The sequence below is a fragment of the Cupriavidus sp. 05L310 genome (assembly GCF_056398185.1).
Map to the genome: position 1 here is coordinate 20,492 of NZ_JBFTOX010000020.1, position 17,645 is coordinate 38,136.

The 17,645-nt window shown below is 64.9% G+C and carries 16 protein-coding genes; 7 read left to right on the plus strand and 9 right to left on the minus strand.

Features of this window, described 5'->3' with window-relative positions:
• Nucleotides 1–4 precede the first annotated feature (4 nt).
• The 3 genes from AC1DS6_RS16250 to AC1DS6_RS16260 form a co-directional block, all read right to left on the minus strand.
• Complete coding sequence (locus AC1DS6_RS16250; protein ID WP_441629469.1) at nucleotides 5–754, minus strand: glutamine ABC transporter substrate-binding protein; 750 nt, start codon at nucleotides 752–754, stop codon at nucleotides 5–7.
• A 76-nt stretch (nucleotides 755–830) separates the two neighbouring features.
• Entirely contained in the window at nucleotides 831–1,598 is a 768-nt protein-coding gene (locus AC1DS6_RS16255; protein ID WP_477102732.1) for an IclR family transcriptional regulator, read from the minus strand.
• Nucleotides 1,599–1,888: 290 nt separating this feature from the next.
• Nucleotides 1,889–2,605: an SDR family NAD(P)-dependent oxidoreductase gene (locus tag AC1DS6_RS16260; protein ID WP_441629471.1), complete on the minus strand. Its 717-nt coding sequence runs from the start codon at nucleotides 2,603–2,605 to the stop codon at nucleotides 1,889–1,891.
• Between the two features lie 287 nt (nucleotides 2,606–2,892).
• Here AC1DS6_RS16260 and AC1DS6_RS16265 point away from each other — a divergent pair, with 287 nt between their 5' ends.
• A complete protein-coding gene (locus AC1DS6_RS16265; RefSeq protein ID WP_477102733.1) occupies nucleotides 2,893–4,992 on the plus strand; it encodes a TonB-dependent siderophore receptor in 2,100 nt (699 codons plus the stop codon).
• Between the two features lie 7 nt (nucleotides 4,993–4,999).
• On the opposite strand, the gene AC1DS6_RS16270 is transcribed toward AC1DS6_RS16265, so the two are convergent.
• Entirely contained in the window at nucleotides 5,000–5,896 is an 897-nt protein-coding gene (locus tag AC1DS6_RS16270; RefSeq protein WP_441629473.1) for a LysR substrate-binding domain-containing protein, read from the minus strand.
• Between the two features lie 120 nt (nucleotides 5,897–6,016).
• Between AC1DS6_RS16270 and AC1DS6_RS16275 the strand changes: the two genes are divergently transcribed.
• Together AC1DS6_RS16275 and AC1DS6_RS16280 are read left to right on the plus strand one after the other, a co-directional pair.
• Nucleotides 6,017–6,592, plus strand: a complete 576-nt coding sequence (locus AC1DS6_RS16275) for an NAD(P)H-dependent oxidoreductase (RefSeq protein ID WP_441629474.1) — start codon at nucleotides 6,017–6,019, stop codon at nucleotides 6,590–6,592.
• A 151-nt stretch (nucleotides 6,593–6,743) separates the two neighbouring features.
• On the plus strand, nucleotides 6,744–7,628 hold the full coding sequence (locus AC1DS6_RS16280) for an EamA family transporter (protein ID WP_477102734.1): 885 nt from the start codon (nucleotides 6,744–6,746) through the stop codon (nucleotides 7,626–7,628).
• 1 nt (nucleotide 7,629) lies between these two features.
• Here the strand turns inward: AC1DS6_RS16280 and AC1DS6_RS16285 are convergent, their stop codons facing one another.
• Entirely contained in the window at nucleotides 7,630–8,241 is a 612-nt protein-coding gene (locus AC1DS6_RS16285; RefSeq protein ID WP_441629476.1) for a GNAT family N-acetyltransferase, read from the minus strand.
• A gap of 88 nt (nucleotides 8,242–8,329) precedes the next feature.
• On the opposite strand from AC1DS6_RS16285, the gene AC1DS6_RS16290 reads away from it, so the two are divergent.
• Nucleotides 8,330–8,833 carry a winged helix-turn-helix transcriptional regulator gene (locus tag AC1DS6_RS16290; protein WP_441629477.1) on the plus strand — a complete coding sequence of 168 codons (504 nt, stop codon included), beginning with the start codon at nucleotides 8,330–8,332 and terminating at the stop codon, nucleotides 8,831–8,833.
• A 50-nt stretch (nucleotides 8,834–8,883) separates the two neighbouring features.
• Here the strand turns inward: AC1DS6_RS16290 and AC1DS6_RS16295 are convergent, their stop codons facing one another.
• The 4 genes from AC1DS6_RS16295 to AC1DS6_RS16310 form a co-directional block, all read right to left on the minus strand.
• Nucleotides 8,884–9,015 carry a hypothetical protein gene (locus AC1DS6_RS16295; protein ID WP_441629478.1) on the minus strand — a complete coding sequence of 44 codons (132 nt, stop codon included), beginning with the start codon at nucleotides 9,013–9,015 and terminating at the stop codon, nucleotides 8,884–8,886.
• Between the two features lie 85 nt (nucleotides 9,016–9,100).
• Entirely contained in the window at nucleotides 9,101–10,147 is a 1,047-nt protein-coding gene (locus AC1DS6_RS16300; RefSeq protein WP_441629479.1) for a DUF1254 domain-containing protein, read from the minus strand.
• 374 nt (nucleotides 10,148–10,521) lie between these two features.
• Nucleotides 10,522–11,001, minus strand: coding sequence for an SRPBCC family protein (locus tag AC1DS6_RS16305; protein ID WP_441629480.1), 480 nt, complete (start codon nucleotides 10,999–11,001; stop codon nucleotides 10,522–10,524).
• Nucleotides 11,002–11,003: 2 nt separating this feature from the next.
• A complete protein-coding gene (locus AC1DS6_RS16310; protein WP_441629481.1) occupies nucleotides 11,004–12,110 on the minus strand; it encodes a saccharopine dehydrogenase family protein in 1,107 nt (368 codons plus the stop codon).
• 712 nt (nucleotides 12,111–12,822) lie between these two features.
• On the opposite strand from AC1DS6_RS16310, the gene AC1DS6_RS16315 reads away from it, so the two are divergent.
• The 3 genes from AC1DS6_RS16315 to nirB all read left to right on the plus strand — a co-directional run bounded on the left by AC1DS6_RS16315 (nucleotide 12,823) and on the right by nirB (nucleotide 17,611).
• On the plus strand, nucleotides 12,823–13,221 hold the full coding sequence (locus AC1DS6_RS16315) for a VOC family protein (RefSeq protein WP_441629482.1): 399 nt from the start codon (nucleotides 12,823–12,825) through the stop codon (nucleotides 13,219–13,221).
• 452 nt (nucleotides 13,222–13,673) lie between these two features.
• A complete protein-coding gene (locus AC1DS6_RS16320) occupies nucleotides 13,674–14,993 on the plus strand; it encodes an MFS transporter (RefSeq protein WP_276287139.1) in 1,320 nt (439 codons plus the stop codon).
• A gap of 68 nt (nucleotides 14,994–15,061) precedes the next feature.
• Nucleotides 15,062–17,611, plus strand: coding sequence for a nitrite reductase large subunit NirB (gene nirB, locus AC1DS6_RS16325; RefSeq protein WP_441629483.1), 2,550 nt, complete (start codon nucleotides 15,062–15,064; stop codon nucleotides 17,609–17,611).
• Nucleotides 17,612–17,645 lie beyond the last annotated feature (34 nt).

Below are 17,645 nucleotides of genomic sequence, written 5' to 3' on the forward strand. Positions count from 1 at the left end.
CGCCTTACTTATGCGCGGCGCCGAACCATTTCTGGATCAACTGCGCATAGGTGCCATCGGCCTTGAGCTTGGCCAGGGCGGCATTCACCGCGCGCGTCAGCTCCGGCGTATCCTTGCGCACCGCCATGCCGTACTCCTCGGTGGTCAGGGCTTTCTCGACCACGCGCATACCGCCGCGCGCCTTGACATATTGCATTGCGGCGGGCTTGCCGGTCACTGCCGCATCCGCGCGGCCAATCTCGACCAGGTTGAACATTTCCTGGTTCTTTTCGACTTCCACGCGCTGGACCTGCGGATAGTTCTCGCGCAGGAAATTGACTGACTTGGTACCGACCTGCACGCTTACCTTCTTGCCATTGAGATCCGCCGGGGTATTGATGGCGGTATTGCCAGTTTTAACCAGCGCGACCAGGCCTCCGGTGTAGTAGGGATCGGTGAAATCCACCACCTTGCGGCGTTCCTCGGTAATGTAGATGCCGGACACCGCCATATCGAAGCGGCGCGAGATCAGGCCGGGGATCAGCCCCTTGAAATCGATGTCGGTCCATTCGACGCGCTTGCCCATCGTCTTGGCGAGCGCTTCGACCAACTCGACATCGAAGCCCGTGCGCTTGCCGTTCTCGACGAATTCCATTGGCGGGAAGGTGGCATCAGTGGCCACCCGCAGGACTGCATTGTCCTGGGCTCGCGCCAGGCCGGTGGCCAGGCTGAGGCCCATCAGGCCAATAAGCAGGCATTTGCGTCGAAGATTCATCAGTCGCTCCTCTCGTAGGTATTGGATTTGGTACTGGTTATTGCGTATTCGGTACCGGGCGCCAGGGTGCCGGGTACTAGAAGGCCTGGAGTCCGGCCGAGACTCTTCCTGCGGCCGACCTCGTCATCTCGATCAGGAGCGGCTCGCGCCCCTGCGTGCGGGTGGCCGGCGCCATCAGCGTGATGGAGCCGACCGCCGCTGTCTTCTCGCGCCGGCGGAACACCGGCACGCTGACGCCCCATACGCCGGCATCCACCTCGCCCTGGCTGACTGCATAGCCGGCCCGCTCGATGCCAGCAAGTTCGTCCAGCAATTGCTCTGCCTGCATGGCGTCCATATCGGGCAGGCCAAGCACGATGCGCCGGCGTGCGTCCTCGTGCATGAACGCAAGCAGGGACTTTGCCGACGCCCCCGCTCGCAATGGCACGCCGCGCCCCTTTTCAAATGAGCAACGCAGCGACTGCCGGCTCTCAATCATTTCCAGGCAAACCGCCTGATCCTTGGCCGCCACCACCAGCCCTACGCTCTCGCCGGATTGCTGTGCCAGCCATTGCATTTCCGGCTGCGCTTCGCGCGCGAGGTGCGAGGCCATGTCAAAGCCAAGCGCCAGCTGCAGGCTGATCGGACCGGGCGCATATCGTCCGTCCGACTCCAGCACGAAGCCCCATTTCTTGAGCAGCACCAGTTGGCGATACAGCGTGCTCTTGGGCAAGCCGGTGGCAGCGCCCAGTTCGCGCACGGTCATCGGCTTGCCCTGCTGGGCCAAGGCGGCGAGCACGAACAGCACGCGATCCGCGCCAGCGGCGGGGTAGTTGGTTTCGGGGGCGTCGGTTTCGATCTGCATGGGACGAGAGCATGCGCGCGTTTTCCCGAATATCAAAACTGCGATTCCCAGCTCTTGGGAAAACGTGCCTAGGATTTACCCTAGCATCGAAATGGTTCTCCGCTTGCGTCCTCACCGGGGTTCTCCCGGATCCACTTCCCATGCCATGTACACGTCAAGCGCCAATCGCGGCGAAGAACGACTACCTGCGCGACATGGACGCAATGTCCCGGGCAGGCCTTGCGCCTGCCGGGTCAAGGGAACCCCTGTGGCAAGCCTCGCACCGCGCCGGCCCACGTGCCGGCCGCGGATCAACTCAACCCGTCCAGCACCAGGTGCTGTCCATGGATAGCCTGCGCGGCGTCCGAGGCGAGGAAGGCAATGGCGCGCGCCGCCGCCGCGGTCGAGACCCAGTCGCTCGGGTCGGCGGCCGGCATGGCCGCGCGGTTGGCATGGGTGTCGAGGATGCTCGGCGCGATGCTGTTGACGTTGACGCCGCCCCTGCGCACCTCGTGCGACAGGCTTTCCACCAGACGCTGCAGCGCGCTCTTGGACGCGCAATAGGCCCCCATCGCGGCGGCCCCGCTGGCCGCGCCGCGCGCCGTGACCGCCACCACCTTGCCTGCGCCCTGGGCAAGCATGGCGGGCACCAGGTGCTGCGTGACGGCAACCAGCGACCAGGCGTTGAGATCCATCATCCGCATCCAGGACTCCCGGCTGAGCGCATGGACGGACTCTCCCATCTCGAAGCCGCCAGCCACGTGCACCAGTACGTCGATACCCCCAAACGCATCGAGGATGGTGCGTGCCGCCACCGCCATGCTGTCCGGCGAGGTCACGTCGGCCGCCAGCAGCAAATGCCAGTCGGCGGCCTCGGGCACCGGTGGTTGTGCCCGCAGGGCGTCCACGCCCCGGTCGATCAGGGCTAACCGGGCCCCCTCGTCCGCGAACGCCTGGGTGACGGCCCGGCCTAGCGCACCGGCTGCGCCCGTGATCACGATGCGGCGCGGGGATGCTGACGAATCCATGGTGTTCTCCTGTGTCGTCGGGTAACGGATAGAGACAGACAGAGAGCGAGATGCCAAGGGCAGGCCCTGGCCGGACCGGCACCGGCTCCGCGCGCCCTCTCCAGCCTCCTAGTCACCATAGACCGCCGGCCTTCGCCTGGAAACCCGGCCCTGCACATTCGGGATGCCCACCCCCTGGCAGGCGGGCCGGACGCCACTGGACAACCCTGTCCGGAAACGTTGCAGAATCTTACAAACGATAATCATTATCATTTACAATTCGCCGCTTTAGCCACTCCCGCAGTACGATGCTCTCTCGCCAACTGATTGCCCCCGTTACCCTGGGTTGCCTGCTCTCCCCCGCCATGGCGCAGACCGCCACGGACGCCGTGCCCACCTTGCCATCCGTCACCGTCAGCGCCGCCGAAGATCCGCGCACCGATACCGGTTTTGCCACGCGCAGGGCGGCGAGCGTGACGAAGTCCGGCACCTCGGCGGCAGACAGCGCGCAATCGATCACCATCATCACGCGCGACCTGATGGACAGCCAGCAGGCGCAAACCCTGGGCGACGCACTGGGCAATTCCGCCGGCGTGGTCACCAACGTCTACGGCCGGCGCGGCTGGGACGACTTCATCATCCGTGGCCAGCGCGCGTCGGAATCCGTGTTCGTCGATGGCCTGCTGGTCGAGAGCAACAACCGCGTGGCGCAGGAACTGTTTGGCGCCGAGCGCGTGGAAGTGCTGAAAGGCCCTGCCTCGGTGCTGTTCGGCAAGGTGCAGCCGGGCGGCATGGTCAACATCGTCAGCAAGCGCCCCAGGCCCGAACTGTTCGGCGAACTGGGGCTCACGGTCGGCAACTACGGCCTGCGCCAGGTCACGGCGGACGTCGGCACGCCCTTGTCGGAAAACGGCAAGGCCGCGCTGCGCGTAAACGCCCTGGCGATGAACAGCGACGACCCGACCGACTACGTGTACTACCGCAACCGCTATATCGCGCCGTCGCTGTCGCTGGACCTTGGCGCGCGCACCGACCTGACCCTGCTGGCGAGCCATAACGAGCGGCAATACGTGCGCCAGCAAGGCTTGCCCGTGAACGGCACGCTGACCGCCAACCGCAACGGCACCCTGCCCAACAGCCGCTTTATCGGCGAGCCCGGACTGGCCCCGTACGACGGTGAACAGAACCGGCTGGGCTATGCGCTGACCCACCGCTTCGATTCCGGCTGGACGCTGAACCAGAATTTCCGCTGGCAGACGCTGTCGCTGACCGGCACGCTGGTCTCGGCCGGGACCATGGCTGTCAACAGCCAGTTGCTGAACCGCAGCGGCACGCAGCAGGACTTCTCCGGCACCACCATCGGCGTGGATACCAACCTGCAGCGGCGCTTCGACCTGACCGGCACGCAACACGAGATCACGCTGGGCGTGGACTACAACCGCAGCACCGAGAGCCGACTGCAGCGCACCTGCAAGGTCGCGGCGCTGAACGTCTACCGGCCGGTCTATGGCGCGGCCGTCAATTGCCCCAGCGCCTATAGCCTGAGCGCTGAAGACAACGTCAGCGCGCTCGGATTCTACGTGCGCGACCAGATGCGGTTTGCCGGGCGCTGGCTGCTGACGGCCGGCCTGCGCCACGACACGGCCCGCACCGGCAGTACCGACCGCCTGCTCGGCGCACGCACGGAAGACACCGCGCGCGCTGTCACCGGCAACGCTGGCCTGATGTTCGACCTGACCACCTGGGCGCGCCCCTATATCAGCTACGCCACCTCCTTCCTGCCGAACAGCGGCACCGACGTCAACGGCGGCACCTTCAAGCCCGAGACCGGCCGGCAGGCCGAGCTTGGCATCAAGTTCGACCTGCCCAACAAGAGCGGACTGCTGACGCTGGCGGCATTCGACCTGACACGGCGCAACGTACTGAGCTCCGACCCGGTCAACACCGGCTTCAGCATTGCCACGGGCGAGCAGCGCACGCGCGGGCTGGAGGCCGAGCTGACCGCCGATCTCGGCGGCGGCTGGAGCCTGGCCGGCGCCTATGCCTATATCGCCAGCGAGGTGACGGAAGACACGGTCGCGGCCAATGTGGGCCAACCGCTCAACAATGTGCCGCGGCATAGCGTTTCCCTGTGGGGCACCAAGCATTTCCGCGGGGCGCTGGCGGGCTGGTATGCCGGCGCCGGCATGCGCGCCGAGAGCGCCAAGCGCGGCTACAGCTTCAACTACACGGTGCCCGGCTATGCGGTGGCGGACCTTGCCGTGGGCTACGCGGCATCGCACTGGAAGGCCGCGCTCAACGTCAAGAACGTATTCGACAAGGCGTACTACGCCGGCGGTCTCAACAACAATGTGCTGCCGGTGGGCAATCCCCGCACGGTCATGCTCAACATCGGGCTCAACTACTAAGCGAGCGCTACGCCGCCAGCAGGTTTTCGATCAGGACCGCCACATGCCGCACGGCCACATCGTCGTCGCGGCGGATATGCCAGGCCAGGTGGAGGGCAAACCCCTCCACCGCCACAGGCGGCGCGAAGGTTGCCAGCGCTTGTGCGGGACCCGCCGGCAGGCAGCGGCTGGGCAGCATGGCGATCAGGTCGGAATCCGCCAGCAGCGGCGGCACCATCATGAAACTCGGCACCACCATGCCGACGCGCCGCGACAGGCCCAGCGCGGCCAGCGCATCGTCCAGCGGCGTGCGGCTCTCGCCACGGCCGGATACCAGCACGTGCGGAAAGTCCAGCCAGCGAGCCAGGCTGAAGCCGGCGGCGGCCGGATGGCCGGCGCGCATGGCTACCACATAGTGCTCGCGCAATAACGGGCGACACCGGAAATCCGTGCCCGGCGCGGGAAACACCGATACGGCCAGGTCGCTGTCGCCCCGCGCCAGGGATTCAAGCGCGGCGTCCGCGCCCTGCCAGGGCTGGAGCACCAGGTTCAGGCCCGGCGCGCTCGCGGCCAGCTGACGATGCAACTGCCTCGCCACCAGCACGGCGGGATGGTCCGCCATGCGCACGCGCACGGTCTGCGACAAGCTCGCCAGATCCACCTCCGGCGCGCCGATCACCGCGGCCACCGACGCCAGCGCCTGCTTCAGCGGCGCCCGCAAGGCCTGCGCCCTGGGCGTCAGTTGCATGCCGCCGGGAGCACGCTCCAGCAAACGGTCCTTGAACAGGTGGCGGCAACGCTCCAATGCGCTGGAGGCAGCTGGCTGGGACAGGCCAACGCGCTGGGCGGCCCGCGAGACGTGAGCCTCGTCGAGCAACGCATCCAGCACCGTCAGCAGGTTGAGATCGATCGCGCGTAAATTCATGAAACGGATAATAAAACATACAAACTATCCATTGGAGTAATTTCACTCCGGGCGCCATTCTTGCGGCATGGCCACTGCATCGCCACTGCATCGCCACGGCAGGACCAACCGGAGCCAACCATGCCCAAGACCCTGATTCTCCTGTTCCACCCCCGCTTTGCCCATTCCAAGGCCAATCGCGCCTTATGCGCTGCCGCCGCCACGGTCCCCGGCGTGGAAATCGCCGACCTCTACGCCTGCTACCCGGACGGCGCCATCGACGTGGACGCCGAGGTGCGCCGGCTGCGCAACGCGGACCGCATCGTGTTCCAGTTCCCGGTCCAGTGGTACGCCACGCCCTCGCTGCTCAAGGCCTGGCAGGATGCCGTGCTGACCCGCATGTTCTATCTCGCCTACGACACCGAAGGCCGCGCGCTCGAAGGCAAGCCCCTGCTGGTGGCGGCTACCGCCGGCAATGTGCCGCACGCTTATACGCCTGCCGGCGTGAACCTCTTCCCGCTTGCGGAACTGTTGCGTCCCTTGCAGGCAACCGCGCATCGCTGCGGCCTGCCGTGGACGGAGCCCTTCCTGCTGTTCGAGGCCGGCAAGCTGGGCAGCGATGCGCTGGCGGCCGCGGGCGAACGCTACGCGGCACGATTGGAGCAGTGGGATTTCGGGTGCGGGACGGATGCCCCGTCCCGGTGCAGAGCCGCCTAGCCAGCGGGCCCAAGATCGTTCAAGATGCGGGCTCGCCGCCCGCCGTAGCGTACGGGCGGCCATTCCCCCCAACCCCAACGACGCGGGCCGGCGGCAGGGATCGCCCTCGCCCGCCCGCTCGTTGGCACGCTTGAACGCCTGAGAGTCGCAATTGCCGCTGAACCGCCTGAAACAGAGTGCCACCCTGATCGCCGTGCTGGCGCTGATCGGGTCGATGGCTTCGCTTTGCATCGGCACGTCGTTTGCCAAGAGCCTGTTCACCGCCGTGGGCGCGCAGGGCACCACGGCGCTGCGGGTCAGCTTTTCGGCGTTGATCCTGCTGTGCGTGTGGCGGCCCTGGCGAATGCCGCTGAGCCTGGCCAATGCGCGCGTGATCGCGCTATACGGCGCCGCGCTGGGCGCCACCAACCTGCTGTTCTATATGTCGCTGCGCACCGTCCCGCTCGGGCTGGCGATCGCCATCGAGTTCACCGGGCCGCTGGCGGTCGCGGTATCGTCGTCGCGGCGGGCCATCGACTTCCTCTGGATCGCCTTCGCCGTGGCGGGCCTGCTGCTGCTGTTGCCGCTCGGGCAGAACGTGGCCAACCTGGACCCCGTCGGCATTGGCTACGCGCTGGCAGCGGGCGTGGGCTGGGCGCTGTACATCATCTTCGGGCAGATGGCCGGCAACGCGCACGGCGGGCAGGCCACTTCGCTGGGGCTGACCATGGCATCGCTGGTGGTGCTGCCCTTCGGGCTGGCGCATGCCGGCACCGCCATGTTCAGCCCCTCGCTGCTGCTGGCCGGACTGGCCGTGGGCCTGCTCTCCAGCGCCATCCCCTATTCGCTGGAGATGGTGGCGCTCAAGCGGTTGCCGCGCCGGACTTTCGGCATCCTGCTCAGCATGGAACCGGCCATGGGCGCGCTCGCCGGGCTGGCGTTCCTGCATGAGACCTTGAACGCGCAGCAATGGCTGGCCATTGCCAGCATCATCACAGCTTCGATCGGCTGCACACTGACGGCGGGCTCGCGCAAGCGCGCCACCGCCGAGGCCTAGATCAGGCCACCGCCGCCCGCGGCTCGCCGACAGCCTGCCCGCTTAGCGCCAGGCGCACCTCATAGAGCAGGACGTCCTCCGGATTGCGCCGGGCGGAGAAACCGAACTCGCGCATCAGCGCCAGCATGCGGCGGTTTTCGCTCAGCACGTCGCCGCGCAGCAGGCGCAGCCCGGCGCCAATGGCGGCATCCCGCAGGCGCTGGATCAGCCGGCGGCCGATGCCCTTGCCCTGCCAGTCGTCGGCCACCGCCACGGCGAACTCGCCAACCGCGTCACCCGTCACCACGTAGTTGCCATTGGCGACGATCACCGGCACCCCGTCCGCTTCCGCCGTGACCACCAGCGCCAGGCCGGCTTCATTGTCGAGGAACAGGTCGATCACCTCGTCCGACACGCGTCCGCCGGTCAGGAAGCGGTAGTACCTGCTCTCGCGCGACAAGGCCTGGACAAAGGCCCGCTCCCGCTCCGCATCGCCTGCGCGCACCGCGCGAACCACCACCCGTTCACCGCCGCTCAGCAGCCAGGTTTCCGCGCATTCCGGGCACGCTGCGTGCGGGCCGCTCACGGACGGGCGGGCTTGGCCGGCCAGGCTGAGGTGGTGGATGGGTTGCATGTACGGCTCCTGACTTCATATTTCATAGCCAGGAGTATAGGCAATACCCTGACTATTGCAAATGAAGTTAGCCTGCTATGCTGAATCCATGGATCTCACTGCCCAAGAACTCCGCAACTGCTCGATTGCCGCGACCCTCTCGCTGATTGGAGAGAAGTGGACGATCCTGATCTTGCGCGACGTCTTCCACGGCGTCCGGCGCTTCGACGAATTCCTGGAGCGCCTGCAATGCTCCCCCGCCGTGCTGTCCGCAAGGCTTAAGACGCTGACCGAGGCAGGCATCCTGCGCAAGGTGAGCTATCGGGAACCCGGCGAGCGCGAACGATTTGAATACCGGCCCACGCGCGCTGCGGTGGAGTTGCTGCCGGTGATCATTGGACTGATGCAGTGGGGCGATCGTCACATGGCCGCCAGCGGCAAGGGGCCGGTGGAGTTGCACACCCGCCCGGAGCGGCGTCAGGTGCGTGCCGCGCTGGTGGATGACGCGGACCAGCTGGTGCGGCCCAACGATATCGAGATTTCGCGCGCCAGCCGGCAGGCAGAGTCTGCGGCTGACGTCAAATCCCTGGAAACGCCAGCAGCGCGGGCATAGGCCTTGGCACCGGGCGCGGGGGAAAGCGGCCCGGTCAGCAGCGCCGGCCGTCAATCCTTCAGCCACCAGTCCAACAGCGTTTCGTCCTCGGGATTGTCGAGATTCCTGTAGATGTTCGCGTAGTACCACTGAATCCCGGTCTGCTCGCAAAACCGGTCAAAGACATCGCCGATTCGATTCATTCCGCTTTAGCTGCACGGATCAAGCGGCTGCCCAGGTCGACGAGCCGCTGTCGCCTTCGGTAGAGCCGATAGTCAAGCTGCCAGCTCAGTTGACCGGCCGGGGCTCGGGGAAGGTCCAGGCACCCGAGAGAATCTCCGCGCGAGGCCGGTACAGGCGCACCGTGTAGTTCCAGCCAGCGACAATCGGCACGCAGTTGGGCACCTGCGTGTCGCAGCCGCCGAACTGGATCGGGATCGAACCATCGCTGCCTTTCTTCGCCGTGAGGTTGTTGATCGTATAGGCGCTGGCGGGATTCTTCTGGAAGTAGCCCTCGGCGTTGTAGACGCTCACCGACCAGAACGCATCTACTGGGACATCCTTGACATTGAGCTGATAGACGGTCCCGCCGTCATTCCTGGCGGGGGTGATGTTGAGATAGGTGGCGTCCTTGTCGGGATTGCCGCCCCAGGCTGCCGCTGTGCCGATCAGGCGCCGTACCGGATCGACCTCCTCCTTCGTGCCGAACGCCTTCTTGAAGTCCGGCATCGTCGAAGACAGTACCAGGAGGGCATCGCGGACTTTCTTCTGGCTGACCGGATCCCAGTTGGGCGTCTCGAGCTTGCCAGGCGCTTTCTGGCTGACCTTGATGGCGTCCTGCAGGGCGTGTACTTGCTTGATGTCGTTCGGGCTGCTGGGGTCGACGAGTGTGCGGATCGCGGTGACCACGTAGCGCGTGCCGACGTTCTCGCGAGTCAGGGTATGGGTGCCCGCGCCGTAAAACACGTTCGGCACGTAGTGGTCCTCATTGATGACCTGCATGGACATGAAGCGCTTGCCCGGGTCCGGCAGGGTGATGGTCACAGGGCCGGCGTCAAGGTCAAAGACGCCGGACGAATAGAGGGTGTCGCGATTGAGGCGGATCACCGTCTGATGGTCGATCGACGCAGGCTCGCGGCGATGAAGCAGCTTGCCCACACCGCCCTGCCTGGCAAGTCCCCCGACATACATATCGGTCTCCGCACGGATGAAGTTGTCGACCGTAACGGGAACAGGGGCGCCACCGGGGTGCGTCGCCGCAGGCTGCGATTGCGCGGTGCCAAGCGTGGCGAGGGTGGCGCATATGGCGCAGGCGGAGGTTAGTGTTGCTCTCATGAAAGATTCCATTCGTTTGTTCGCGATCGTACATTTACTTAACGGCAGCGCCACTATCGAACCTGGTCACGCCTCATCAATCGACCCGCTTCAATTGTCGTCCTGAAGCGCTTCCTGGCTGCCGTCTCCGTGCCGCAAGACCTCACAGAAGAAGCCCCATCTTCGGTGGATACCCCATAGGTATGCCGACCAAGTGGACTCGCGCCGCTGTCGGCGGAGCGAACTGGCAATCATCCATGAGCGTACCGGAAGACGAAGTCGCCCGTAGTCAGCGTTTTCGCGGACCGAATTAGATTTTCTTGCAGGCAGCGGAATGCTGGCCCGAACAAAGAAAGTCCAACCTGCGGCCATCTGCACAGTCGAATTGGCTTCGCTCAACATGCTCCGTCATCTGGTTTGCGTTGTCGCCGCAAGTAACTAGCCATTGCCGCAAAACGACGGCGCGTTTCCAGTTCGAATATCCGCGCGGCGACAGGATCCAGAACCCGACCAAGAAATTGAGGCCGTAGCCTGATATTGAATGTGTAAGTGAGCTCCGACATGCCATCCGCAAGATCGCGGTGCCGCATCGACGCAGCCCAAAACGCGAAAGGACCAGTGGGAGCAACGATGACCGCTGCTGCAATGCTGGGCGGAGCATAGCTGACAAATCGCGTTCGCATTCCAAGGAGTCTCTTCCAGCCGCAGCCAAGGTTCGTCGTTACCGCTCCGACGTAGGGATGGGTGCCTCCGCCTTCCACATATGCCACCGACAACAAGGTGTCCCATAACAGCCGCTTCTCGTGATTGTGAAAAGCCTCGAATGCTGCGGCGGCCGATGCCGGCATCGTCAGCACCATGCGACGCTGAGCCATTTTCAGGACTCCTCGATGGTCGTTCGGATTCCCCACCGCTGAAACAGCGGTCCAAATTCCGAGAGGTGAAGAAACCCGGTGCAAGCGAAGGCACCGCGCGCAGTGAGTTTCCCTGCAAGGATTTTTCGCGCGACAAGGATAGCTGCCATGCAGGGTATTTCCGGACCGCTTCTGTCCGGCGCGCACAAATGCCACTCAGACTCGCCCGCGGTGCCATCGAGGCGGGTTCCGGTGACCCTTACCAGCATGCCGCCGTTTTCGCTGCCGAATCGATCAAGGAGGCTGATGGAAACCCGATTGAGCCAGGGCGCACTCCGCTCCAGTGGAATCCGCATCCCGCGCCTGCGCATTGCAGCCGCCAGCCACAACGCCATATGCTGGATTCGCAGCTCAAGCGCGGCGTGAAACTCCACAGTGCGGACACTGGGGTAGCGTAGCGGGAACAGTTCGAGGTCCGGGACATCGCATGCCGCCGCCCAACGGGTTCCCAGTCCGGGAAATCTGAGCACGCGTAGGTCTTGCCAGCCGTGCGCGGCTTGCCAAACGCCTTCCTTCAGGCGACCGATCGGCGAGCCAGCATAGCTGAAGACGGCCTTGAGCGTCGCCGTGCCCCTGGGCGCCTGCTGACCTGGCGCGATTGCCATGCTGATGCTGTCGACGCGGGAGTAGCGCGCGGCAAGCATGTCTGTGACCGCGGAGGACAGGGCAGGCACGCTGCTGGCACCGCTAATCGCACAGACTTCTGCTGCGCGCGCTCTGGTATCAAGGCATTGTGCGAAGTTCGCGACGAAACGCCTGCCGTCGGAGAGGTCCACATAATGCGCGCCGACGGCACAAGCCGATTCGGCAACGCGGTAGTCCTGCCCCTGGAACGGTCCGGCGCAATGTATCACGAGCTCTGGTTGCAGCTTCGCAAGCTTGTCCGGAAAGTCGTCGGCCTGGATGTCGATTTGCGCGGTACGGACAGACGCACAGTTCACTGTGATCGTGCTTGCGGATTGGGTGGCATGCCGTCCGGCAGCAATAATCTCATGACTTTCGTCTTCTGACAGGCTTCTGCAGATTCGCGCGCCAAAGTTGCCTAGCCCACCTAATACAACGACCCGCATGATGTCGCTCCTGGCTCTTACCCGGCGTCAGCCCATTTCGTCCTCCAATGGAGGATGCATCGTTCGGCAATTGATGTCAGGTCCATGCCTGATAGGTTAGTTATGCCAGTAATTTCTGTCAATAGAGAAACAAATGGCAGGAAATGGTCAGTCAACGCCCGGCCATGAGGATGCACTTCATTTGCACCGAATCCAGCTAGCCAACGGCGGATTGTTCGGTTTATCTCACCTTCGCTAGATGAAAGGTTAGCGGCCGGTTGAATCCACAGCCGGTTGCAGCCGTCCGATCCAGCGGCAGTTCACTGAGCGGCGGGTAGCAGTTGCGAATGTTGAATCGACGTAGACGGTATCGTCGGGCTCGGAGAGGCATTTTTTGGTCCACGTAGACTTTCCCGCCCCCTGCACGCCAAAGACCATGACGATTCGTCGCGGGCGGCCTTTGATCGCCGTGGACAAATCTATATACAACCGCTCCCAGGCCGCGGCGTTGCGCTCGGCTGTAAACCCCGGCCAGCATCGGTCTGCAAGTAGTGGTCGGGATTGAGGTGCATGGCACGCCTCCATTCTCGGCATTGAAACTTCCTGATCTGCTCACGGGCACCAGGATAACCGAGGAGGATTCGTGACTGGCGACGCCTCAAAAAACGATTGCCAGCAATTCACGGGGGGGTGGCTAAAATAACCGCCCGAGGACTGACTGGAGCAAACATCAATGCAACTTCTCGATCATGCTTCGATAGGCGTGCCCGACCTGGCCGCAGCGCGTCCGTTCTACGACTCGGTCATGCGAGCGTTGGGGGCAAGGAAGGTCTATGACCGCCCTGATGCGCTTGGCTACGGCGAGCGCTGCACGTCCGGCGATACGGTATCGACGTGCGTTGCGGTCTCTCTGGACCCGGGCAGGATCGAAGCAAACAAGCGGCACTGGTGCTTCAAGGCCGCGTCCCGCCGACAAGTGGACGAATTCTTCGCGGCAGGCATCGCCGCCGGGGCACGTTCGGATGGCGATCCGGGCCTCCGGCCTGACTACCATAGCGAATACTACGCAGCATTTCTCTTCGATCCGGCGGGCAATCGCGTGGAGGCGGTGTGTCATTCGGCCTCGGATTGACAGCGGTGCCTGCAAAAGCGGGGAGTGAGGGCCAAACATCACATGATGTAAAACACCGTCGGGCGACTGGAACATCATTTGGCGCACCGCGCAGGGGCCGCATCGCCCTGCTCCAGCGCTGAAATGAGCCTGGACGGCCTCAAGCCGCCCATCCCCTGCACCATCCCCACGCACCGCCCCGCCCATTGCACTGCACCATGACCGTGCCGCCCCGCCCCACCTCGGCGCATCCGGTACCCGCCTGACGCGCCCTCGCAGCGCAAAACCCCCTGCATCCATCACAAACCGCCCTGGCACACCGCTTGCGTAACAAGACCCGAGCGGACCAACGGCGGCCCGCTCACCCCACACAGGGTAGCAGCGGTCTTCACCGCTGCCACCAGGACAACGGCGTCCCCTGACCCGGTCTTATGACCGGCTCGCGGGACGCCATTTGTTTTTATGGAGCCATGATGACCGGCAAAGCCACCCGCATCGAACTGCTAAGCCTGCGCACCCCGCAGATGCGTGCCTTCCACCTGACGTGGATGGCGTTCTTCGTATGCTTCTTCGCGTGGTTCGCTTGCGCGCCGCTGATGCCCGTCCTCAAGGGCGAGTTCGGCCTGACCCCCGACCAGATTGCCAATATCAATATCGCCGCAGTCGCGGTGACCATCCTCGTGCGCCTGGCCATCGGCCCGCTGTGCGACCGCTTCGGCCCCCGCCGCGCCTATACCGGCCTGCTCGCGCTGGGCGCGATTCCCGTGCTGGGCGTGGCGATGGCGCAGAGCTACGAAGCCTTCCTGTTCTTCCGCCTGCTGATCGGCGCGGTGGGTGCCAGCTTCGTCATCACGCAGTACCACACCTCCGTCATGTTCGCCCCCAACGTGGTGGGCACCGCAAACGCGGCTGCGGCTGGCTGGGGCAATGCCGGCGGCGGCGCCGCGCAGGCGCTGATGCCGCTGCTGCTGGGCGGCGTCCTGATGCTGGGCGTGAGCCACACCATGGGCTGGCGCCTGGCGTTGCTGGTGCCGGGCGTGCTGATGCTGATCATGGCGGTGGTCTACTGGCGCTTCACGCAAGACTGCCCGCAAGGCGACTTCAAGGACCTGCGCGCTCGCGGCATCGCCATCGACAGCGGCAAGAAAGGCGGCTGGGCCAGCTTTGTCGCCGCTGCCGCCAACTACCGTGTGTGGATGCTGTTCATCACCTACGGCGCCTGCTTCGGCGTGGAGATCTTCATCCACAACGTGGCCGCCACCTATTACGTGGATCGCTTCGGCCTGTCGCTCAGCAGCGCCGGCCTGGCCGCCGCCAGCTTCGGCCTGCTCGCCCTGTTCGCCCGCGCCCTTGGCGGCTGGCTGTCGGACAAGGCAGCGCTGCGCCGCGGCCTGGACGCACGCTCCACGCTGCTGTTCGCGCTGATCCTGGGCGAAGGCCTGGGCCTGCTGTGGTTCGCCCAGGCGCATAGCGTCGCGGCGGCCATCGTTGCCATGCTGGCCTTCGGCCTGTTCACCCACATGGCCTGCGGCGCCACCTACGCGCTGGTGCCCTTTATCGATCGCAAGGCGCTCGGCGGCGTGGCCGGGATCATCGGTGCCGGCGGCAATGTGGGCGCGGTGGCGGCCGGCTTCCTGATGAAAGGCCTGGGCAACCTGCAGCAAACGCTGACCGTGCTGGGCGCGGTGGCCATCGTCTCGGCCCTGTGCGCCATCGCCGTGCGTTTCTCGGCCGAGCACAAGGCCAGCGAGCAGGCGCTGTTCGACAACGCCCTCGCCGGCTCCGGCTCCTGAGCCGTACCGACGCAACGATTCTCCTAAAAAGTACAAGCACAGCGGCCTCACAGAACAAGGAAATCATCATGAAACTGATCATCATCGGCCACGGCATGGTCGGCCACAAATTCCTGGAATGCCTGGCCGAGGCAGGCTCGCAAGATATCGAAGTCACCGTGCTGTGCGAGGAAGCGCGCCCGGCCTATGACCGCGTGCATCTATCCGAATTCTTCGCCGGCAAGTCCGCCGAGGAACTCTCGCTGGTGGAAGCCGGCTTCTTCGAGCGCAGCAACATGCTGCTGCGCCTGAACGCCCGCGCCACCGGCATTGACCGCGCCGCCAGGACGGTGACGGTTTCCACCGGCGAGACGCTGTCCTACGACAAGCTGATCATCGCCACCGGCTCCTACCCCTTCGTGCCGCCGCTGCCGGGCAAGGACCGCAAGGATTGCTTCGTCTACCGCACCATCGAAGACCTGGAAGCCATGCAGGAGTGCGGTGCGCGCTCGAAGACCGGGGTGGTCATCGGCGGCGGCCTGCTGGGCCTGGAATGCGCCAAGGCGCTGCGCGACATGGGCCTGCAAACCCATGTGGTGGAATTCGCCCCGCGCCTGATGGCGGTACAGGTGGACGACGGCGGCGGCGCCATGCTGCGCCGGAAGATCGAAGAACTCGGCGTCACCGCGCACACCCGCAAGAACACCGTGGAAATCGTCGACGGCGAAGACGGCACCCACCGCATGAACTTTGCCGATGGCAGCCACCTCGACACCGACATGATCGTGTTCTCCGCCGGCATCCGCCCGCGCGACGAACTGGCCCGCGCCAGCGGTCTGGCCATTGGCGAGCGCGGCGGCATCACGGTGGACAACCAGTGCCTGACCTCGGACCCCGACGTTTACGCCATCGGCGAATGCGCGCTGTGGGACGGCAAGATCTACGGTCTGGTCGCCCCCGGCTATGAAATGGCCCGCGTGGCCGCCAAGCACCTGCTGGGCCACCAGGCCGAGTTCTCCGGCGCCGACATGAGCACCAAGCTCAAGCTGATGGGCGTGGACGTGGCCAGCCTGGGCGATCCGCACGGCAACGCACCCGGCAGCCGTTCCTACCAGTTCACCGACGAGCGCAAGCAGGTCTACAAGAAGCTGGTGGTTTCCGAATGCGGCAAGTACCTGCTGGGCGGCGTGCTGGTGGGCGATGCCGAGGAATACGGCACCCTGCTGCAGATGATGCTTAACAAGATCGAGTTGCCCGAGTCGCCGGAATTCCTGATCCTGCCGTCCTCCGATGGTCAGGCCAAGCCAGGTCTGGGCGCCGACGCGTTGCCGGAGTCCGCGCAGATCTGCTCGTGCAACAACGTTTCCAAGGGTGATATCTGCGCTGCCGTCTGCGATGGCGCCACCACCATCGGCGAGCTGAAGCGCTGCACCAAGGCCGGCAGCACCTGCGGCGGCTGCGTACCGCTGGTCACGCAGGTGATGAAGGCCGAGATGAAGAAGCAAGGCCTGGCGGTCAACAACCACCTGTGCGAACACTTCGCCTACTCGCGCCAGGAGCTTTACCACCTGGTCCGCGTGGGCGGCTTCAAGACCTTCGGCGATCTGCTGGCGGCGCATGGCAAGGGCCTGGGCTGCGACGTCTGCAAGCCGACCGTGGCGAGCATCCTCGCCTCCTGCTGGAACGAGTTCGTGCTCAAGGAAGAGCACGCCAGCCTGCAGGACTCGAACGATTACTTCCTGGGCAATATCCAGAAGGACGGCACCTACTCCGTGGTGCCGCGCATGCCGGGCGGCGAAGTCACGCCCGACGGCCTGATCGCGGTGGGCCAGGTAGCCAAGAAGTACGGCCTCTACACCAAGATCACGGGCGGCGCCCGGGTCGACATGTTCGGCGCCCGCGTGGAAGAGCTGCCGATGATCTGGGAAGAACTGATCGCCGCCGGCTTCGAGTCCGGCCATGCCTACGGCAAGTCCCTGCGCACCGTGAAATCGTGCGTGGGCTCCACCTGGTGCCGTTACGGCGTGGACGACTCGGTCGGCCTGGCCGTCGAGATCGAAAACCGCTACAAGGGCCTGCGCGCGCCGCACAAGATCAAGTTTGGTGTTTCCGGCTGCACCCGCGAGTGCGCCGAAGCCCAGGGCAAGGACGTGGGCATCATCGCCACGGAACGCGGCTGGAACCTGTACGTGTGCGGCAACGGCGGCATGAAGCCCCGCCACGCCGAACTGCTGGCCAGCGACCTGGACCGCGAAACCCTGCTGCGCTACGTGGACCGCTTCCTGATGTTCTACGTGCGTACCGCCGACCGCCTGCAACGCACCAGCGTGTGGCGCGACAACCTCGAAGGCGGCCTGGACTACCTCAAGGCCGTGGTGCTGGAAGACAGCCTGGGCATCGGCGCCGAACTGGAAGCGCAGATGCAGCATGTGGTGGACACCTACGAAGACGAATGGAAGGCCGCCGTGACCAACCCGGAAACCCGCAAGCGATTCCGCCACTTCGTCAACAGCGACATGCGCGACGACAACCTGGTCTTTATGGAAGAGCGCGGCCAGATCCGCCCGGCCACGCCGGAGGAACGGAACTTGCATAAATCCCGGCTTGAGCAGATCCCCGTGATCGTCAAGGCAGCCTGAACCGTCCCGACCCAACATCTCGCGCCAACGCCCA

Bases quoted from the DNA above. Each gene is read 5' to 3' on its own strand.
- AC1DS6_RS16310 (WP_441629481.1), bottom strand. From the start codon at position 12,110: ATGCGGGTCGTTGTATTAGGTGGGCTAGGCAACTTTGGCGCGCGAATC.
- AC1DS6_RS16305 (WP_441629480.1), bottom strand. From the start codon at position 11,001: ATGGCTCAGCGTCGCATGGTGCTGACGATGCCGGCATCGGCCGCCGCA.
- AC1DS6_RS16295 (WP_441629478.1), bottom strand. From the start codon at position 9,015: ATGAATCGAATCGGCGATGTCTTTGACCGGTTTTGCGAGCAGACCGGG.
- AC1DS6_RS16285 (WP_441629476.1), bottom strand. From the start codon at position 8,241: ATGCAACCCATCCACCACCTCAGCCTGGCCGGCCAAGCCCGCCCGTCC.
- AC1DS6_RS16270 (WP_441629473.1), bottom strand. From the start codon at position 5,896: ATGAATTTACGCGCGATCGATCTCAACCTGCTGACGGTGCTGGATGCG.
- nirB (WP_441629483.1), top strand. From the start codon at position 15,062: ATGAAACTGATCATCATCGGCCACGGCATGGTCGGCCACAAATTCCTG.
- AC1DS6_RS16250 (WP_441629469.1), bottom strand. From the start codon at position 754: ATGAATCTTCGACGCAAATGCCTGCTTATTGGCCTGATGGGCCTCAGC.
- AC1DS6_RS16300 (WP_441629479.1), bottom strand. From the start codon at position 10,147: ATGAGAGCAACACTAACCTCCGCCTGCGCCATATGCGCCACCCTCGCC.
- AC1DS6_RS16265 (WP_477102733.1), top strand. From the start codon at position 2,893: ATGCTCTCTCGCCAACTGATTGCCCCCGTTACCCTGGGTTGCCTGCTC.
- AC1DS6_RS16320 (WP_276287139.1), top strand. From the start codon at position 13,674: ATGACCGGCAAAGCCACCCGCATCGAACTGCTAAGCCTGCGCACCCCG.
- AC1DS6_RS16260 (WP_441629471.1), bottom strand. From the start codon at position 2,605: ATGGATTCGTCAGCATCCCCGCGCCGCATCGTGATCACGGGCGCAGCC.
- AC1DS6_RS16255 (WP_477102732.1), bottom strand. From the start codon at position 1,598: ATGCAGATCGAAACCGACGCCCCCGAAACCAACTACCCCGCCGCTGGC.
- AC1DS6_RS16290 (WP_441629477.1), top strand. From the start codon at position 8,330: ATGGATCTCACTGCCCAAGAACTCCGCAACTGCTCGATTGCCGCGACC.
- AC1DS6_RS16315 (WP_441629482.1), top strand. From the start codon at position 12,823: ATGCAACTTCTCGATCATGCTTCGATAGGCGTGCCCGACCTGGCCGCA.
- AC1DS6_RS16275 (WP_441629474.1), top strand. From the start codon at position 6,017: ATGCCCAAGACCCTGATTCTCCTGTTCCACCCCCGCTTTGCCCATTCC.